Annotated in this window: 19 protein-coding genes; 11 read left to right on the forward strand and 8 right to left on the reverse strand. The window is 56.6% G+C overall.

Going from position 1 to position 17,199, the window contains the following annotated elements; translation table 11 throughout:
- Positions 1-26: 26 nt before the first annotated feature.
- The gene (locus Q0908_RS04890; RefSeq protein ID WP_299281470.1) at positions 27-401 is read right to left on the reverse strand and encodes a DM13 domain-containing protein; all 375 of its coding nucleotides are present in this window, start codon (positions 399-401) and stop codon (positions 27-29) included.
- A 132-nt stretch (positions 402-533) separates the two neighbouring features.
- Between Q0908_RS04890 and hslU the strand changes: the two genes are divergently transcribed.
- The 3 genes from hslU to Q0908_RS04905 are packed head-to-tail and all read left to right on the forward strand — an operon-like array spanning position 534 to position 4,228.
- On the forward strand, positions 534-1,841 hold the full coding sequence (hslU, locus tag Q0908_RS04895; RefSeq protein WP_299281472.1) for an ATP-dependent protease ATPase subunit HslU: 1,308 nt from the start codon (positions 534-536) through the stop codon (positions 1,839-1,841).
- Positions 1,842-1,895: 54 nt separating this feature from the next.
- Entirely contained in the window at positions 1,896-2,990 is a 1,095-nt protein-coding gene (locus Q0908_RS04900) for an alpha/beta fold hydrolase (protein WP_299281474.1), read from the forward strand.
- Positions 2,990-4,228, forward strand: coding sequence for an MFS transporter (locus Q0908_RS04905; RefSeq protein WP_299281476.1), 1,239 nt, complete (start codon positions 2,990-2,992; stop codon positions 4,226-4,228). Before Q0908_RS04900 ends, Q0908_RS04905 begins: the two co-directional genes overlap by 1 nt.
- On the opposite strand, the gene Q0908_RS04910 is transcribed toward Q0908_RS04905, so the two are convergent.
- Genes Q0908_RS04910 through Q0908_RS04920 form a run of 3 tightly spaced genes read right to left on the reverse strand, consistent with a single transcriptional unit; the run spans position 4,211 to position 6,482 of the window.
- Positions 4,211-4,801 carry a Smr/MutS family protein gene (locus tag Q0908_RS04910; protein ID WP_299281478.1) on the reverse strand — a complete coding sequence of 197 codons (591 nt, stop codon included), beginning with the start codon at positions 4,799-4,801 and terminating at the stop codon, positions 4,211-4,213. The two genes, Q0908_RS04905 and Q0908_RS04910, sit on opposite strands and share 18 nt — an antisense overlap.
- Positions 4,798-5,784, reverse strand: coding sequence for a murein transglycosylase A (locus tag Q0908_RS04915; RefSeq protein WP_299281480.1), 987 nt, complete (start codon positions 5,782-5,784; stop codon positions 4,798-4,800). The genes Q0908_RS04910 and Q0908_RS04915 overlap by 4 nt, the downstream gene beginning before the upstream one ends.
- A 41-nt stretch (positions 5,785-5,825) precedes the next feature.
- Positions 5,826-6,482, reverse strand: a complete 657-nt coding sequence (locus tag Q0908_RS04920) for a Tim44/TimA family putative adaptor protein (RefSeq protein WP_299281482.1) — start codon at positions 6,480-6,482, stop codon at positions 5,826-5,828.
- Positions 6,483-6,597: 115 nt separating this feature from the next.
- Here Q0908_RS04920 and Q0908_RS04925 point away from each other — a divergent pair, with 115 nt between their 5' ends.
- Both Q0908_RS04925 and secB read left to right on the forward strand, forming a co-directional pair.
- A complete protein-coding gene (locus Q0908_RS04925; protein ID WP_299281483.1) occupies positions 6,598-7,065 on the forward strand; it encodes an FxsA family protein in 468 nt (155 codons plus the stop codon).
- A gap of 58 nt (positions 7,066-7,123) precedes the next feature.
- On the forward strand, positions 7,124-7,600 hold the full coding sequence (gene secB / locus Q0908_RS04930; protein ID WP_299281484.1) for a protein-export chaperone SecB: 477 nt from the start codon (positions 7,124-7,126) through the stop codon (positions 7,598-7,600).
- A gap of 57 nt (positions 7,601-7,657) precedes the next feature.
- On the opposite strand, the gene dnaQ is transcribed toward secB, so the two are convergent.
- From dnaQ to Q0908_RS04950, 4 genes are read right to left on the reverse strand one after another with little or no spacing between them, the layout of a single operon-like run.
- Positions 7,658-8,338 carry a DNA polymerase III subunit epsilon gene (dnaQ, locus tag Q0908_RS04935; RefSeq protein WP_299281485.1) on the reverse strand — a complete coding sequence of 227 codons (681 nt, stop codon included), beginning with the start codon at positions 8,336-8,338 and terminating at the stop codon, positions 7,658-7,660.
- A complete protein-coding gene (gene coaE, locus Q0908_RS04940; protein WP_299281486.1) occupies positions 8,331-8,924 on the reverse strand; it encodes a dephospho-CoA kinase in 594 nt (197 codons plus the stop codon). Before coaE ends, dnaQ begins: the two co-directional genes overlap by 8 nt.
- Positions 8,921-9,751 carry a shikimate dehydrogenase gene (locus tag Q0908_RS04945; RefSeq protein ID WP_299281487.1) on the reverse strand — a complete coding sequence of 277 codons (831 nt, stop codon included), beginning with the start codon at positions 9,749-9,751 and terminating at the stop codon, positions 8,921-8,923. Before Q0908_RS04945 ends, coaE begins: the two co-directional genes overlap by 4 nt.
- 10 nt (positions 9,752-9,761) lie before the next feature.
- The gene (locus tag Q0908_RS04950; protein WP_299281489.1) at positions 9,762-10,361 is read right to left on the reverse strand and encodes a Maf family nucleotide pyrophosphatase; all 600 of its coding nucleotides are present in this window, start codon (positions 10,359-10,361) and stop codon (positions 9,762-9,764) included.
- Between the two features lie 405 nt (positions 10,362-10,766).
- Here Q0908_RS04950 and Q0908_RS04955 point away from each other — a divergent pair, with 405 nt between their 5' ends.
- The 6 genes from Q0908_RS04955 to Q0908_RS04980 all read left to right on the forward strand — a co-directional run bounded on the left by Q0908_RS04955 (position 10,767) and on the right by Q0908_RS04980 (position 17,199).
- Entirely contained in the window at positions 10,767-11,216 is a 450-nt protein-coding gene (locus Q0908_RS04955; RefSeq protein WP_299281491.1) for a CopD family protein, read from the forward strand.
- Between the two features lie 122 nt (positions 11,217-11,338).
- The gene (rho, locus tag Q0908_RS04960) at positions 11,339-12,610 is read left to right on the forward strand and encodes a transcription termination factor Rho (RefSeq protein ID WP_299281493.1); all 1,272 of its coding nucleotides are present in this window, start codon (positions 11,339-11,341) and stop codon (positions 12,608-12,610) included.
- A 22-nt stretch (positions 12,611-12,632) separates the two neighbouring features.
- Positions 12,633-13,916: a tRNA uridine-5-carboxymethylaminomethyl(34) synthesis GTPase MnmE gene (mnmE, locus tag Q0908_RS04965; protein WP_299281494.1), complete on the forward strand. Its 1,284-nt coding sequence runs from the start codon at positions 12,633-12,635 to the stop codon at positions 13,914-13,916.
- A gap of 4 nt (positions 13,917-13,920) precedes the next feature.
- Entirely contained in the window at positions 13,921-15,792 is a 1,872-nt protein-coding gene (mnmG, locus tag Q0908_RS04970; protein ID WP_299281839.1) for a tRNA uridine-5-carboxymethylaminomethyl(34) synthesis enzyme MnmG, read from the forward strand.
- The gene (gene rsmG, locus Q0908_RS04975) at positions 15,789-16,397 is read left to right on the forward strand and encodes a 16S rRNA (guanine(527)-N(7))-methyltransferase RsmG (RefSeq protein WP_299281496.1); all 609 of its coding nucleotides are present in this window, start codon (positions 15,789-15,791) and stop codon (positions 16,395-16,397) included. The genes mnmG and rsmG overlap by 4 nt, the downstream gene beginning before the upstream one ends.
- Entirely contained in the window at positions 16,390-17,199 is an 810-nt protein-coding gene (locus tag Q0908_RS04980) for an AAA family ATPase (protein ID WP_299281498.1), read from the forward strand. The genes rsmG and Q0908_RS04980 overlap by 8 nt, the downstream gene beginning before the upstream one ends.

Consider the following 17,199-nt stretch of genomic DNA (forward strand, 5'->3'; position numbering starts at 1 on the left):
CCCCTTCTTCAAATATCGCGATCGGATCAGTTCAGCTTGGCAACACCAAGGGGCACATTGAACTTTTCGCACCAAATCCAGACTTCGTTATATTCGCTTGGGTCGATGCCTGCAGGGATTGCATAACTTGACGCGCCTTCGTTCGAAGTCAGCAGACCCATCAGCGTCGAGCTGTCATAGCCGTCCTTGCCCAGAGCGACCTTAGGATCGGGCGCGCCATCAAAGGTGAAGTCGGCCAACAGGTTGACCTGATTGCCAGCGATTTCGGCGGTGCCGGTGGTGACATGGTTGCTGGCACCTACAAAGGTGCCCGTGCGACCGTGGCCGCCCGCAAGCAATTTGGTGGCGGGCAGAGTGGCAAGACCAATTGCGGCAAAGGAAAGAAATGAGCGACGATTCATCTGAAGTCTCCGTGGGGTTGTGGTGAGGACAACATGGCAGATGCTATCACAGATTACATGCCCGCGCACGCGGACGTGAGCGTGGTTGCGTTTCTGTGATGAAAGGTTACATCGCAGGATAAGGAGAATTGCATGACTGACCTGACCCCCCGCGAAATCGTTTCCGAGCTTGACCGCTTTATCATCGGACAGGCAGATGCCAAACGCGCGGTAGCTGTGGCCCTACGCAACCGCTGGCGCCGCAAGCAGTTGGGCGATGATCTGCGGGATGAGGTCTATCCCAAGAATATCCTGATGATCGGCCCCACAGGCGTGGGCAAGACCGAGATCAGCCGCCGTTTGGCGAAACTGGCCCGCGCGCCCTTCCTAAAGGTGGAAGCGACGAAGTTTACCGAAGTGGGCTATGTCGGTCGCGACGTTGAACAGATCGTGCGTGATCTGGTGGACGCCGCCATCATCGAAACACGCGAGCACATGCGCGAGGACGTCAAAGCCAACGCCCACAAGGCCGCCGAAGACCGCGTAATCGAAGCGATCACAGGCACGGACGCGCGCGATGGGACCCGCGAGATGTTTCGCAAAAAGCTCAAAGCCGGTGAATTGGACGACACCGTGATCGAACTTGAGGTTGCCGACACCTCAAACCCGTTCCCCATGATGGACATTCCCGGTCAACCTGGCAGCAACATGGGCATGATGAACCTTGGCGACCTGTTCGGCAAAGCCATGGGGGGCCGCAAGACCCGCAAGAAACTCACCGTCTCCCAAAGCTACGATCTGCTGATTGGTGAAGAGGCGGACAAGCTGCTCGATGATGAGGTCGTGACCAAAGCCGCGCTTGAGGCGGTGCAGGAAAACGGGATCGTTTTTCTGGATGAAATCGACAAGGTCTGCGCGCGGTCAGATGCGCGTGGCGGCGATGTGAGCCGAGAAGGGGTCCAACGTGATCTGTTGCCGTTGATCGAGGGCACCACCGTCAGCACCAAACATGGGGCGGTCAAAACGGACCATATCCTGTTTATCGCATCGGGCGCGTTTCACATCGCCAAGCCCTCGGACCTGTTGCCCGAACTGCAAGGCCGCCTGCCGATCCGGGTCGAATTGCGCGCGCTGACCGAAGATGATTTCGTACGGATTCTCGAGGAAACGGACAACGCGCTGACGCTGCAATACGCCGCTCTCATGGCGACGGAAGAGGTCACGGTGACATTCGAACCCGAAGGCATCCGCGCGCTGGCCCGCATCGCCGCCGAAGTCAACGAAAGCGTCGAAAACATCGGGGCACGGCGGCTTTATACCGTGATGGAACGTGTGTTTGAGGAGTTGTCCTTTACCGCGCCGGATCGCGGCGGCGAACAGATCACGGTGAACGCCGCTTTTGTCGAAGAGCATTTGGGCGAATTGGCGCGCTCGACCGATGTCAGCCGGTATGTGCTCTAGCCCTACGGTGTCGTCTCCGATACATCCGACGCAACTGAGCCGAACGGTATGGACATGCGCTGGATGATCATCGCCTTGGCCTTTGCGTTGGCAAGCTGCAATGATCGCACCGCAGCCCCGGTCGTTCCGGACGCGCTGAATTTCGGGCTGAACAAGACCGTATTCATTGGCACGACGCGGCAACTCAACGATGCGGGCGAGTATGGCATTGATCGCGCGACATCCCTGCAATTTTTGCAGGCAACCGTTTCGATCCCGCCCCAGCGCGAGATTGGCAGCGTGTCGGACGGGTTCGACAAGCCCAAACCCGAGCGTGATTTTGTCATCGCAGAGTTGGCGAAATTTGCGGACAGCCGCAGCTTTGCCAGCGGTCTGCGGACAAAGATAGACGCCAGCAAATCGCGCGATGTCACCGTATTTGTGCATGGGTTCAACAACAGCTTTTCCGACGCCGCCTTTCGAATGGCGCAACTGGCCCATGACCTTGAAATTCCGGGCACGCATGTCAGCTACGCCTGGCCCAGCCGAGGCAATCCATTGGGCTATGAATACGACAGGGACAGCGCCCTGTTTGCGCGCGATGGGCTGGCTGATTTGCTGCGTACGGTTCGGTCTGCGGGCCAGCCCAATATCGTTTTGGTCGCCCATTCGATGGGTGGCGCGCTGGTGATGGAAACGCTCCGCCAGCTAGATATCGCAGAGCCGGGATGGGCGGCCCGCAATATCGGAGCCATTATTTTGATCTCACCGGACATCAACGTCGATGTGTTCCGCAGCCAGATGGCGCGTCTGCAATCCGTCCCCGAACGGTTCGTTGTCATCGTGTCGCGCAAGGATGCAGTCTTGCGGGTGTCGTCACGTCTGCGCGGTGTGGAGTCGCAATTGGGTAATATCGCCAACGCCAATGAAGTCAGCGACTTGCCGATCACCGTGGTTGATGTGACCGAGTTTTCGGATCGCCGATCCGCGAACCACTTTGTCGCTGGCGGATCGCCTGCCTTGATCCAGCTTTTGCGCAGGTCGTCGGATCTGGATCGCGGCTTTTTGCGCGGCCGTTCAGGATCGACGGTGGTTGTTTCCGGGCAACGCCGGATCGTGTCGCGCGGAGGCGCCACACGCCCGATCCCCCGTTCTGCGGCAGATCGATAGTGGCACCCATCCGGCCCGGCCTCTTTGAGTTCCTGACCGAAAACCGAAGCTGGTTGGCCGCGGGTACTTTGTTGACGTTTCTGTCATCATTCGGGCAGACGTTTTTCATCTCGATCTTTGCGGCAAAGATTCAGGCTGATTTCACGCTCAGCCATGCCGGCTGGGGCACGATATATGCCGTCGGCACCACAGCCTCCGCCATTGTGATGATCTGGGCCGGAGGACTAACGGACATGTTCCGTGCCCGCACATTGGGCGTTTGGGTCCTGCTGCTTCTGGCGCTCGCCTGCCTCGCGATGGCCGTCAACCCATACGCCATTTTACTGCCGGTCGTGATCTTTGCCCTGCGCCTGACGGGGCAAGGCATGACAAGCCACATCGCGGTGGTCGCAATGGCGCGCTGGTTTGTTGCGACACGTGGGCGCGCGTTGTCCGTGGCGACATTGGGTTTTTCAGTAGGCGAGGCTGTTTTGCCGCTCACCTTTGTCGCGTTGATGTCGGTGTTCCATTGGCGCGCCTTGTGGGTGGTGGCGGCCTTGATCGCCCTCGCGGGCATCCCGCTGGTGCTGGCCTTGCTGCGCGAGGAACGTACGCCGCAGTCCATGGCCCATGAAAACCAAAGTTTCGGGATGCAAGAGCGGCATTGGACGCGAACCGAGGCGCTGCGCCATCCGCTGTTCTGGTTTATGGTGCCAGCCCTGCTAGGGCTTTCTGCCTTTGGCACCGCGTTCTTTTTCCATCAGGCCTATTTCGCCAGTCTGAAGGGTTGGAGCCATCTGGCACTTGTTGGACTGTTCCCGGTGTACACCGTGACGGGGATTGCAGCGATGGTGTTGTCAGGGATTGCCCTGGATCGGTTTGGCACCGTGCGGCTCGTCCCATTCTATCAACTGCCCATGGTCATCGCCTTTCTGATCTTTGCCAATGCAAACACATTGGCCACGGCCATGCTTGGCTTTGTGTTCTTCGGGCTGACCTCGGGTGCGAACTCGACCTTGCCCAATGCGTTCTGGGCCGAGTTTTATGGCACAAGGTTTATCGGGTCGATCAAGGCCATGGCCGCTGCCGTCATGGTTCTGGGCTCAGCACTTGGCCCCGGGATCACTGGCGTGTTGATCGATCTGGAGGTCGACTTGAACACGCAATATATCGGGGTGGCCGTCTATTTCGTGATGGCAACTTTGGCGATGTGGGTAGGGATCAGCCGGGCCCGCACCGACCTAGCGCAGCTTGCGTAGATAGACGTAATATGCGCCGCCGCCACCGTGGCGCAGATGCGCCTGCGAGACTTGCAGGATCGCCGAGGACAACGGTGGCATCGACAGCCATTGCGGCACCTGATGGCGCAAAACGCCAAAGCGCACGGGGATCGGCCCCCCATCGTCGCGCGCCTTGCCCTTACCAGTGACGACCAGAACCAACCGTTTGCCGTCGGCTTGAGCCGAGAGAATGAACCGGGTCAGTGCAGGATGCGCGCGGTCAAGCGTCATACCATGCAGGTCAATCTTCGCCTCGGGACGCAATTTGCCCCGCTTCATCTGATCAAAGGACTTGCGATGCATTTGCACAGGCTGGCCGTTCACATGATCCGCAATTGTGGGCGACAAGCTCAAAGAGGTTGTGGGTTTAGAGGGCTTCGGAACCGGAACAGTTGGGGCGGACTCAAAAACTGCTTTGCGCCGTGGTTTTGGCGTGGGCGTTGTGACAAAATCTTCAGGCTTGAGTTTCTTTTCCGGATGCAGCCGCTCGGCTTTGGAGGCGACCTGACGCCACAACTCTTCTTCTTCGGGGCGCAAACGACGGCGGGTCATATCGCGCTTTCGGGCAGCAGGGCATAGGCGCGCTGGATCGGCATCAGCACCATCATCCGACCCGGATCGCGCAAGCGCCCGGCCTCACGGCCTGCCTTGTCACCAGTTCCAAAGAATACGTCAGCCCGCTGCGATCCTTTGATCGCCGACCCGGTGTCCTGGGCGATCATCAAGCGGCGCAACGGGTTTTCGCCATCTTTCTCGACCCAGACCGGCGCGCCCAAAGGCACAAACGCCGGGTCAACCGCGATGGAGCGCATCGTGGTAATCGACCGGTTCATGGCACCCAACGGGCCGCGGTCAGACGGCACTTCGCTGACCTCACGGAAAAATACATAAGAAGGGCTGTGATAAAGCAATTCCTGGCCCAGGGTCGGATTGCGCCGCACCCAGTTCTTGATGACCTCCGCACTGACTTGGTGTGGTTCATAGGTGCCCCGACGGATCAATTCAGCCCCGACCGAGCGGTATTCATGCCCGTTTGACCCGGAATAGCCGACGCGGATCATGCGCCCCCCTGGCAAGCGGATGCGGCCAGACCCTTGGATTTGAAGGAAAAACAGCTCGACCGGATCATCAACCCACGCGATCTCAAGACCACGGCCGACCATTGCATCCCCGGTCAGGATCTCGCGGCGGGTCAACCATGGCCGAGACACCCGCGCCTCTGGCGGCATGGCATAGACTGGATAGCGATAACGCGCGCTCCGGCGCAAAGAGCCTTCCAGTTCCGGTTCGAAATAGCCGGTGAAAAGCGCGTCTTGCCCGTCCTCGATCATCACGGGGCGAAAGAACAGCTCGAAAAAGGCACGGGGGTTTGGATCGTCAGCAGCCAGACGGCACAGCGACGACCAATCCGGACTTTTCATATCCCGGCAGGTGTTTCGAAAGACCGTCAGGGCCGCAGCGTGATCATCATCGGCCCAACCATCCAACGTGCCAAAATCCATGACCGTATAACGTATCTCAGCGGTTGCAGGCATCACACTCGCAACCGCACATATCGCACCGGCACAAAATCGGATTACGCGTCTGTAGACACCAATAGCCAATTTGGGTCGTCAGCCCCCATGGTTCGCGCAAAAGACCACGTGTCTTTCTGCCGTTTCACCTCTGTCAGGCTGCCTTCTATGATATCTCCGCCCTGATCGCGAACAGCAGATGTCAGTTCGGCGACAAAACGTATCGTCAACTCGCCTTCACCGGTGGTCTGATCAAAGGTCGCGTCCATCAACTTCAGCTCGCGCACGCCAATGAATTCCGCCTCAATGGTCAGCCCCTGGTCTTCGCGGGCGGCCACACCGTCAACAAAGCTTTCGTAAACTTCCTCGGACAGGAACGGCTGGATTTCGGACAGATTGCCACGCTCGTAACCCATCACGATCATCTCATAGGCACCGCGGGCCCCTTGAAGGAAATCAGCGACGTTGAACGACGGCTCCATCCGCTTCATCTCGGTCAGCGCTGTGGCCGCGTCGCTGTCTTCGTCAACGTGGTCGGTGATATCAAGATCGGGGCCACCTTCGATCACTTCAAGGTCGGGGCGCCGGCGATCATTCATCGGTTTGGGCACGGGGGGCTGTTCAAACCCCTCGCGGGTGCCCAACACGTTTTTCAGGCGCAGGATAAGAAAGACAGCGATGCCTGCAAGCACAAGCAACTGGATCAGCGGAGAGTTCATTCATACCTCGTTAAGCGGGGCTGGGTGGCAACGGCCACGTCAGCATCTTATGTAGGTGCAAGGTGGCACCAAGTCCACTGGGTGACCGGAATGGTCGTTGGAAAGGATGTCGCAGATGTGGCTGTTTGTTGCTTTTCTTCTCGTACCGCTGATCGAGATCGCGCTTTTTATCCAGATCGGGGGCGCAATCGGGTTGGGACTGACGCTGCTGATCGTGGTGATCACGGCGGTGATTGGGACCTATCTGGTGCGTGCGCAAGGCATTCAGGCACTTGGCCAAGTCAAATCGTCGTTCAACCAGTTGCAGGATCCAAGCGAAGCATTGGCGCATGGCGCGATGATCCTGTTTTCCGGCGCATTGCTGCTGACGCCGGGGTTTTTTACGGATGCTGTCGGTTTTGCCCTGCTGGTACCGGGGGTGCGCGTCGCCGTCTTCAACTGGGCCCGGACCAGGATCAAGGTCTCGACCTTCTCGTCTCACCCAACCCCACCGCACCAATCGGAGGCCATTGATGGCACCTATGAAGATGTGACGCCGGATCGACCACAAAGTGATCAACCATCCGGCTGGACCAAGCATTGAGGCCCCTGACCCAAGCTGATACGAGGGGCAAAATTCGTTTGCCTCTGGGAGAAATGTGATGGCCGAAGAACAAGCAACACCGCCGCAGCCGCAGATGCGCGTTCTGGGGCAATATGTCCGCGATATGTCGTTTGAGAATATCGTCGCGCAAAAGGGTGCCGCACCCGACGTACAGCCAGATGTGCAGGTGCAGGTCAATCTGGATGCCAAAAAGCGCCCGGTCGACAACCAGTACGAGACCGCGATCAAGCTGAACATTACGTCCAAGGCCAAAGAGGGCGATACCGTCCTGTTCGTTCTGGAAATCGACTATGTCGGCATGTTCCACATCGAAAACGTGCCCGACGATCAGATGCACCCATTCCTTTTGATCGAATGCCCGCGCATGATATTCCCGTTCCTGCGTCGTGTTGTCAGCGACATTACACGCGACGGTGGCTTCCCGCCCCTGAACCTTGAAAACATCGACTTCATCTCGCTTTACCGCAACGAGATTGCGCGCCGCCAGAACGAGGCGTCGCCTGCTGACGCTTGATTGGTTTTGTATCCGACAAAAACGCCCGGTCCTGATCAGGCTGGGCGTTTTTCGTTTCTACCACAATGTGTTGTCGCCTAGCTTTTCCACAAAAGCTGCATGCGCGGTACGCTCTTTCTCGGTGATCCGCGCACCCAGAGCGTTTGGGCGCGGGAGCGGCGACCAATGTCCGCGATCCCCGGCGCTTGTTTGTTTGGTGCTCTCGGCTGACAGAGCAAAATCCGGCTGACGCCCCCCGATAAGTTCCAGATAGACTTCGGCGAGAATTTCACTGTCAAGCAAGGCCCCGTGCAAAGTCCGTGAACTGTTGTCGATGCCAAAGCGACGACACAGCGCATCAAGTGATGCAGGCGAGCCGGGGAAACGACGCCGTGCGATTTCGAGGGTATCGATAGCCCGATCATATGGAATTTCGGGCAGGCCCATCCATTTCAGCTCAGCATTCAGAAACTTCATGTCGAAGGCGGCGTTGTGGATCACCAGCTTGGAATCCCCGATGAAATCCAAAAAGTCCTGTCCGACGGCCGCAAATTTCGGTTTGCCCCGCAGAAAGTCGTCGCCCAGGCCATGCACCTCAAAAGCCTCTTGGGGCATAGACCGCTCGGGGTCGATATAGACGTGAAATTCCTGATCTGTACGCACATGGCGGATCAACTCGATCGCACCGATCTCGACAATGCGATCGCCGGTGGATGGGTCAAAGCCTGTGGTTTCTGTATCGAGGACGATCTCACGCATGTCGCATCCCATTTCTTATCTGATCAACGACATGATGAACCTGCGCGCGGGCGGATTCAACGGTGTCCGTTTCGATGACGTAATCCGCGCGGGCCACTTTGTCGTCTGAGGGCATTTGTTTGGCCTTGATTGCGAGAAACTGATCGCGTGTCATGGTGCCACGTGCCATCACCCGGCCCTCTTGCACATCGGCGGATACGTGTACCACAGCCGTCGCATCCACGTTGGCGTCCCCGCCCGTTTCGAAAAGCAGGGGGATGTCAAAAACGACAATGTCCGCTGAGGCCTCTTGCAGGAACTTGGCCCGATCCTGCGCCACAAGAGGATGCACAATGGACTCGATCCGCTTCAATGCTGTTGGGTCATCCGAAATGATCGCGCGCAAGGCTTCACGCGACACCTCACCATCCCGTACCGCATCTGGGAAGTGCTCGCGCATGGCGGCAACCGCTGCACCGCCACGACGATAAAGACGATGCACCGCCGCATCCGCATCCCATACCGCGCACCCTGCGTCGGCAAACATCGCAGCAGTCGTGGATTTGCCCATCCCGATTGAGCCTGTCAGACCCAGCGTGAACGTCATCTGAGAGCAGCGGCGCGCGTGGCGCTGTCAACTTCGGGACGTTGACCAAACCAGCGTTCAAATGCGGGGACGGCCTGGTGCAGCAACATACCCAACCCATCGACGGTCACACACCCGGCGTTTTCCGCCGCGACCAGCAAGTCGGTCCGCAAGGGCGCATAAACCAGATCGGTCACTACTGACCCGGGCTGCAAGCCGTCCAGCGGCACCCGCATCGCCTGTTTGCCCAGCATGCCGAGCGAGGTCGTATTCACCACCAATGCGGATTCTTCCAGGATATTGCCCGCTTGCACCCAATCGATCACCGTCACCCGGTTGCCAAAGTCATCCGCCAGCTTTTCAGCACGCACACGTGTCCGGTTCGAGATCAGGATTTCGGGCACACCCGCATCCAAAAGAGACGCCACAACCGCACGCGCAGCACCACCCGCCCCAAGAACTGTCGCAGGACCAGCAGCAGGTCGCCAATTTGGAGCACCTGATTTGAGGTTTTCCAGAAAGCCATACCCGTCGGTGTTGTCCGCATGAATCTGACCGTCTTTGCGGAAGATCAGCGTGTTTGCGGCACCGATCAGCGTGGCGCGATCTGTGACCAAATCTGCCAGCTCCAACACAGCCTCTTTGTGCGGGATGGTGATGTTCACCCCGACGAACCCCGCTTTGGGCAGTGTGCGCAGGACCTGTTCCAAGTCCGCAGCCGCCACATCCATCGGAATGTAGTCGCCGGCCAGCCCGTATGTCCGGAGCCAGTGGCGATGCAGCTGAGGGGATTTAGAATGAGAGATCGGAGAGCCAATGACCCCCGCCAATGGAATTTTACCCGTCATGTCGTCACCACTATCCGTCAATCACCCCGCGAAGCGCGAGGAATGCCAGAAGTTCCAACAGCGGCATTCCAAGGACATGAAAATAGTCCCCTTCAATGCTGTGAAACAGGCGAACCCCCTCGGCCTCAAGTTGATATGCGCCAACACAGTGGCGAATGTCATCCCAATTCCGCGCAATATAATCGTCAAGATACGTATCGGACACATCGCGCATCCGCAAACGAACCTGCCCGATGTGACGCCAGATCGGTTTGCCTTCGTGGTAGATGACGGCCGCGGATAACAAAGCGTGACGCTCACTCCGCATCATGCGCAACTGGATTGCGGCATCATCAGGGGATGTCGGTTTAGAAAGCAACGCACCGCGAAATGACAGCACCTGATCGCAACCAATGACCATCGCGTCCGGGTTCTTATCAGCGACCTTGCGGGCCTTGGCCTCAGCCAATGTATCAGCCACGTCACGGGGCGGTGCACCCTCGGCGACAAGCGCGTCTTTGATCATCGCCTCGTCAATCCGGGCGGTCTGAACATCAAAGGACACGCCTGCATTGCGCAACATATCCGCCCTGATGGCCGACCCGGATGCGAGAATGAGAGGTGTGTGCATGTGGGTAACCCTGTGTGCAGACCGTGTAGGATGGGACGGGTACTATGGTGGGAAAACACATTGGTGGCAGAGCATGTGGAACACCCGCATGGCTCGGGTCGGTTTTGACAGTTTTATCCGCTCGGGGAAAGAACAAGTATGTGGCTGTGCGTAACCTTGACTATACAAATTCATCCACAAGGATATCAAAGGGGTCACTGTCGAGACCTTATTTAGTTATTTGATTTATATGTATTATTTTCCTTTTTACCAAATTCTGGATCAGGACTGGTAAACTATCAACACCGTGGAAAACCCCAAGTGTAACCCAATAATCCACAGAAAATCTCTGCTCTACAGAATCATCATCCTTTTTACTTTCTTTTATTTATTTATAGGTAGGGCGGGCAGAGTGAGGACCATGCGATGAGTGATATACTGGTTGGGCTTTATCCTTGGATCAAAGCACTTCATATCATGTCAGTGATCGCATGGATGGCGGCGTTGTTCTATCTGCCTCGCCTGTATGTCTATCACGCTGAGCAGGTAGGGCTGACAGGCGAGGCGCATGCGTTGTTCCAGACCATGGAGTACAAACTGCTCCAGGTCATCATGAACCCAGCCATGATCGCGACATGGATATTCGGTATTTGTCTGTCGCTCATCCCAGGGGTCATTGATTGGGGTGCGGTCTGGCCTTGGACCAAGTTGGTCGGGATCCTGGCGATGAGCGGGTTTCACGGCTGGCTTGCAAAGCAGCGAAAGATCTTTGCGGCTGGTGGCGCGATTAAGACTGGGCGCGAGTATCGGATGATGAACGAGGTACCGACACTTTTGATGGTGTTGATCGTGCTGTCGGTGGTCGTGAAGTTCTAACGCGTTGACTCGTGGCCTCACAGCCCCTATCTGCTGAGGCGCACCCCGTCCGGGGTCCGCGACAGCTATTTTCCCTGATTGGACCTGAGGCGCTCGTTTTCGTGCGCCCTACGAGTATTCATATGACAACCGACGTTCTCGCCCTTGCTGACCTCAAGGCGCAATCCCCCAAGAACCTGCTCGCCATGGCCGAAGAGCTGGAAATCGAAAACGCATCGACGATGCGTAAAGGCGAGATGATGTTCCAGATCCTGCGTGAACGCGCGGATGAAGGATGGGAGGTTTACGGCGACGGTGTTCTCGAAGTGCTGCAAGACGGTTTCGGCTTTCTGCGTTCACCCGAAGCGAACTACCTTCCAGGTCCTGATGATATCTATGTCTCGCCCGAGATGATCCGCCAATACGCGCTGCGCACGGGGGACACCATCGATGGCCTGATCAAAGCGCCCGAAGACACAGAGCGCTACTTTGCCCTGACCAGTGCGACCCGGATCAACTTTGAAGAGCCCGAGAAAGCGCGCCACAAGATCGCGTTTGATAACCTGACGCCGCTGTACCCGGACGAACGCCTGACAATGGAGACAGACGATCCGACCACCAAAGACCGCTCGGCCCGGATCATCGACCTTGTTGCACCTATCGGAAAAGGCCAGCGGTCATTGATCGTGGCGCCGCCGCGGACCGGTAAGACGGTTTTGTTGCAAAACATCGCGGCCAGCATCGAAAAGAACCACCCAGAGTGCTACCTGATCGTTCTGCTGATCGACGAGCGGCCGGAAGAGGTCACGGACATGCAGCGCTCGGTCAAAGGCGAAGTTGTCAGCTCGACCTTTGACGAGCCTGCGACACGGCACGTTGCTGTTTCGGAAATGGTGATCGAAAAGGCCAAGCGCCTTGTGGAGCACAAGCGAGATGTTGTGATCCTTTTGGATTCAGTCACAAGACTTGGTAGAGCGTTCAACACTGTGGTACCATCGTCAGGTAAGGTTCTGACTGGTGGTGTGGATGCGAACGCTTTGCAGCGGCCCAAGCGTTTTTTTGGCGCTGCGCGTAACATCGAAGAAGGGGGATCGCTCACGATCATCGCCACTGCGCTGATCGATACAGGCAGCCGCATGGACGAAGTTATCTTCGAAGAGTTCAAAGGGACGGGCAACTCGGAGATTGTTCTGGATCGCAAGATTGCAGACAAGCGTGTTTTCCCTGCGATGGACATTCTCAAGTCAGGCACTCGGAAAGAAGAACTATTGGTCGACAAGGTGGATCTCACGAAGACATTTGTCCTTCGTCGTATCTTGAACCCAATGGGCACCACGGATGCGATCGAATTCCTGATTTCGAAGCTGAAACAGACCAAAACAAACAGCGATTTCTTCGATTCCATGAATACCTGACGCAGCCGCGAAGGCCTGTAAGATGGACACGATTTTTGCCTTGGCATCAGCGCATGGGCGCGCGGGCGTTTCTGTCGTCCGGATATCTGGTCCGTCGGCCTTTGCCTGCGCATCGAAACTCGCGGGTACGTTGCCGTCTCCGCGCCAGGCTGCCGTTCGAATGTTGTCGGACGCTGAGGGAGAGCCAGTTGACCAAGCTCTCGTGCTGACGTTCCAAGGCCCTGCCAGTTTCACTGGTGAAGACGTGGTTGAGCTGCACCTGCATGGCAGCATCGCCGTGGTCTCAGCCGTTTTGCGGCTCTTGGCATCAGGTGACGCGCGGATCGCTGAACCCGGAGAATTCACCAGACGCGCCTTGGAAAACGACAAGATGGACCTCGCACAAGTCGAAGGTCTGGGTGATCTGATCGAGGCCGAAACAGAAGCGCAACGACAACAGGCTTTGCGCACAGTGTCGGGTGCGTTTGGAAAGAAAATCGAAGCATGGCGTAGTGATTTGATACGCGCTGCGGCGCTTATCGAAGTTACAATCGATTTCGCGGATGAAGATGTTCCTGCTGACGTCACGCCGGAAGTCCAATCGCTGCTTGGACAGGTCAAAGCCGATGTCGCTGCTGAGCTGTCAGGGTTTTCCGCGGCAGAACGCATCCGCGCTGGGTTTGAAGTCGCTATTGTTGGCGCACCCAACGTTGGGAAGTCGACCTTGTTGAACGCCCTGGCAAAGCGTGATGCGGCAATCACGTCAGCCCGCGCCGGAACGACCCGAGATGTGATCGAGGTGCGAATGGATTTGGGCGGTCTTGCGGTAACTCTGCTGGATACGGCCGGCCTGCGCGATGGAGAGGATGAGATCGAAGCGGAAGGCATTTCACGTGCGTTGCAACGGGCTGAGGCTGCTGATCTGAGGGTGTTCTTAACGGACGACGTTAATGATTTGCCGGTGCAGCCCGAAGAACACGATATTGTTGTTGCTCCGAAAGCGGACGAACGGGCCGATAAGATGAACGCGGTGTCAGGCTTGACTGGCTATGGCGTGCGTGGATTGGTTTTGGAAGTCACACAGCGTCTTTCGGCCATGGCCCAAGGTGCCGGATTGGCCACGCATGAACGGCACCGGGCTGCAATGGTGGAAGCCGTGACCTTGCTTGATCAAGCAGAGCGGTTTGTTGGTGCGGGATCATCCCATTATGATATTGCCGCAGAAGAAATTCGAATCGCGATCCGGTCGCTAGAAGCGATTGTTGGGCGCGTGGATGTCGAAAGCTTGCTGGACGAGATATTTTCAAGTTTTTGCCTGGGAAAATAGCGGAGTGTTTCACGTGAAACAATTTGACGTCTTGGTCATCGGTGGAGGGCATGCGGGTTGTGAAGCGGCGCATTCTGCGGCACGCATGGGTGCCAAGACCGCTTTGGTGACGATGAAGCGCTCTGGTATTGGGGTTATGTCGTGTAATCCCGCGATTGGGGGACTCGGAAAGGGCCACCTCGTGCGAGAGATTGACGCGATGGATGGCGTGATGGGCCGCGTTGCCGATGCTGCCGGCATCCAGTTTCGTCTGTTAAATCGTCGAAAAGGTCCAGCGGTACAGGGGCCTCGTGCACAATCAGATCGGCAGATTTATCGCGCAACGATGCTGGATATCATGGAGAATACGCGGAATCTGACAGTCATTGAAGGCGAGGTGGTTGATTTTGCTATGACTGGTGATCGTGTGTCAGGCGTAGTGCTGCAAGACGCTTCCAGCATCGTTGCGCGTGCAGTTGTTTTGACAACAGGAACGTTCCTGCGGGGTCTGATCCACATTGGTGACATGTCATATGCCGGGGGGCGCATGGGGGACGATGCCTCGACACGGCTCGCTGATCGTATCGATGGCTTTGGCTTGCCGCTTGGCCGATTGAAAACAGGAACACCGCCCCGATTGGATGGTCGCACGATCAATTGGGACATTCTGGAACAACAAGAGGGTGATGAAGACCCTACGCTATTTTCATTTCTGTCGACCAAAGCGCCACAGCGGCAGATTACCTGCGGCATCACACATACGAACGAGCAAACCCATGATATCATTCGGGAAAACTTGGATCGATCCGCAATGTATGGTGGACACATTGACGGTGTTGGTCCTCGGTATTGTCCGTCTATCGAGGATAAAGTCGTACGATTTGCAGATAAAGAGTCCCATCAGATCTTTTTGGAACCCGAGGGGCTAAATGACCACACGATTTACCCCAACGGGATATCGACGTCGCTGCCTGTGGATGTGCAAGAGCAGTATGTTCACTCGATTGTCGGACTGGAGGCAGCCAAGATTGTGCAACCAGGATATGCAATTGAATATGACTATATCGATCCGCGTGCGCTGGACGCTGATTTGTCGGTCCGAAACGTGTCAGGCCTTTACTTTGCGGGGCAAATCAACGGGACAACAGGATATGAGGAGGCGGCGGCGCAGGGTTTGGTTGCGGGTCTGAACGCGGCGAGGGCGGCGACTGATCTCGAGCCCGTACAGTTCCGACGTGATCAAAGCTATATTGGCGTTATGATCGACGATCTGACGACGCGCGGGGTGACCGAGCCATATCGTATGTTTACATCACGCGCTGAGTTTAGACTGTCGCTCCGCGCCGACAATGCGGATCAACGCCTTACCCCTGTCGGCATCGATATCGGCTGTGTAGAAACACCGCGTGCTGAGGCGTTCGGTAACAAGATGGACCGTATAGCCGACGCGCGCGCCGTTCTCGATGGGCAAAGCTTTACACCGAAAGAGATTGCCGCTGCTGGAATTCGCATAAACCAGGATGGAAAAAAGCGAACACTGTTTCAGCTGCTTGCCTTTCCCGATGTCGCCTTTGCGGATATTGCGCAGCTTTTGCCATCTCTGGTGGATATTGATGAGGCGACGCAGGAACAGGTTTCAAAAGATGCATTGTATTCCAACTACATAGACCGCCAGCAAAAGGACGTTGAGAAGCTGCGCCGGGACGAAACACATGCGATACCGCAGGACTTTGACTACGGCGCTGTGACCGGTCTGTCCGCCGAATTGACCGGTAAGCTCCACCGCGTCCGCCCATCAGATCTTGGCCAAGCATCGCGGATTGATGGCATGACGCCTGCTGGGTTGGCGTTGATCTTGGGTCGTATTCGATACCTGGAAAAGCGCCGCGCCTCATGAGGAAACCAGACTGGTTCGCCCACGATGTTTCACGTGAAACACTGGATCGGCTCGAGGCTTATGCAGCGCTGCTGCTGAAGTGGACAGGGAACATCAACTTGATTGCGAAATCCACCCGGTCCGAGGTTGAGGATCGGCATATATGGGATTCCGCGCAAACTCACTATCCCGCCGAGGGCAAATGGCTCGACATTGGCAGCGGGGGTGGCTTGCCAGGAGTTGTTGTTGCGATTTTAGCCAAAGAGCAAAACGATGACATCGCCATGACAATGGTAGAAAGCGATCACCGCAAGGCGACCTTTCTTCGGACCTGCGCACGGGAACTTGATCTGGGATTTACGGTCATTGCAGACCGGGTCGAACGTGTCGCTGAACAGTCCGCCGACACCGTATCCGCTCGTGCCCTTGCTGATCTTGATAGTCTGCTGTCTCTTTCCACGCCCCACCTCGCATCGGATGGTGTTTGTGTGTTTATGAAAGGGGCAAGGTGGCGCGAAGAAATTGAGGCCGCGTCGACGAACTGGCGGTTTTCATATGACGCTAAGCCGAGTAATACCAACCCAGAGGCCGCCATTTTGACGATAAGGGATATCGAACGTGTCTGACCCCACACGACCGCTTGGTCCCAAGATTATCTCAGTAGTGAATCAAAAGGGTGGCGTTGGTAAGACGACGACGACGATCAATTTGGCCGCAGCTTTGGCTGAAATTGGTGCGCGTGTGCTGGTTGTTGACCTTGATCCACAAGGCAATGCCTCCACCGGGCTTGGTATTGATGTCGAGGATCGTGAATTCACGACATATGAGCTGTTGCTTGAAGAAATCAGCCTGAAAGAGGTGATTTTGGCCACTGATATTGAGGGCCTAATGATCGTACCTGCGACTGTCGATCTGAGCTCGGCGGATATTGAGCTCATTTCGAACGAAAAGCGCAGCTTCTTGCTCCACGACGCTTTGCGTCAGGTGGATATGGATCAGTTTGGGTTTGACTACATCCTGATCGACTGTCCGCCGTCGCTGAACCTTTTGACCGTAAATGCAATGATTGCGTCGCATTCGGTGCTTGTCCCGCTGCAAAGTGAGTTTTTTGCGCTCGAGGGTTTGTCACAATTGATGCTGACCATTCGCGAGGTCCGTCAAACCGGAAATCCGTCGCTGAGGATCGAGGGTGTGGTGTTGACGATGCACGATGCGCGTAACAACCTGTCTCAGCAGGTTGAGCAGGACGCGCGCGACAACCTGGGCGATCTTGTCTTCAAGACACGTATACCACGGAATGTACGGGTCAGCGAAGCGCCGTCTTTCGCTATGCCTGTCTTGACATATGATACGACATCAAAGGGAGCGGTGGCATACCGCGCGTTGGCTAAGGAATTGGTTGGAAATAAAGTGAAAACAGGGGCTTAG

Origin of the sequence: uncultured Tateyamaria sp. (genome assembly GCF_947494755.1) — a bacterium.
GTDB lineage: Bacteria > Pseudomonadota > Alphaproteobacteria > Rhodobacterales > Rhodobacteraceae > Tateyamaria.

What these genes read in the sequence shown, in the direction of transcription:
- Q0908_RS04920 (WP_299281482.1), bottom strand. Translation starts at nt 6,482, where the DNA reads ATGAACTCTCCGCTGATCCAGTTGCTTGTGCTTGCAGGCATCGCTGTC.
- hslU (WP_299281472.1), top strand. Translation starts at nt 534, where the DNA reads ATGACTGACCTGACCCCCCGCGAAATCGTTTCCGAGCTTGACCGCTTT.
- rsmG (WP_299281496.1), top strand. Translation starts at nt 15,789, where the DNA reads ATGAGGAAACCAGACTGGTTCGCCCACGATGTTTCACGTGAAACACTG.
- Q0908_RS04900 (WP_299281474.1), top strand. Translation starts at nt 1,896, where the DNA reads ATGCGCTGGATGATCATCGCCTTGGCCTTTGCGTTGGCAAGCTGCAAT.
- Q0908_RS04955 (WP_299281491.1), top strand. Translation starts at nt 10,767, where the DNA reads ATGAGTGATATACTGGTTGGGCTTTATCCTTGGATCAAAGCACTTCAT.
- Q0908_RS04890 (WP_299281470.1), bottom strand. Translation starts at nt 401, where the DNA reads ATGAATCGTCGCTCATTTCTTTCCTTTGCCGCAATTGGTCTTGCCACT.
- secB (WP_299281484.1), top strand. Translation starts at nt 7,124, where the DNA reads ATGGCCGAAGAACAAGCAACACCGCCGCAGCCGCAGATGCGCGTTCTG.
- Q0908_RS04925 (WP_299281483.1), top strand. Translation starts at nt 6,598, where the DNA reads ATGTGGCTGTTTGTTGCTTTTCTTCTCGTACCGCTGATCGAGATCGCG.
- Q0908_RS04915 (WP_299281480.1), bottom strand. Translation starts at nt 5,784, where the DNA reads ATGCCTGCAACCGCTGAGATACGTTATACGGTCATGGATTTTGGCACG.
- coaE (WP_299281486.1), bottom strand. Translation starts at nt 8,924, where the DNA reads ATGACGTTCACGCTGGGTCTGACAGGCTCAATCGGGATGGGCAAATCC.
- mnmE (WP_299281494.1), top strand. Translation starts at nt 12,633, where the DNA reads ATGGACACGATTTTTGCCTTGGCATCAGCGCATGGGCGCGCGGGCGTT.
- rho (WP_299281493.1), top strand. Translation starts at nt 11,339, where the DNA reads ATGACAACCGACGTTCTCGCCCTTGCTGACCTCAAGGCGCAATCCCCC.
- dnaQ (WP_299281485.1), bottom strand. Translation starts at nt 8,338, where the DNA reads ATGCGTGAGATCGTCCTCGATACAGAAACCACAGGCTTTGACCCATCC.
- Q0908_RS04950 (WP_299281489.1), bottom strand. Translation starts at nt 10,361, where the DNA reads ATGCACACACCTCTCATTCTCGCATCCGGGTCGGCCATCAGGGCGGAT.
- Q0908_RS04945 (WP_299281487.1), bottom strand. Translation starts at nt 9,751, where the DNA reads ATGACGGGTAAAATTCCATTGGCGGGGGTCATTGGCTCTCCGATCTCT.
- Q0908_RS04910 (WP_299281478.1), bottom strand. Translation starts at nt 4,801, where the DNA reads ATGACCCGCCGTCGTTTGCGCCCCGAAGAAGAAGAGTTGTGGCGTCAG.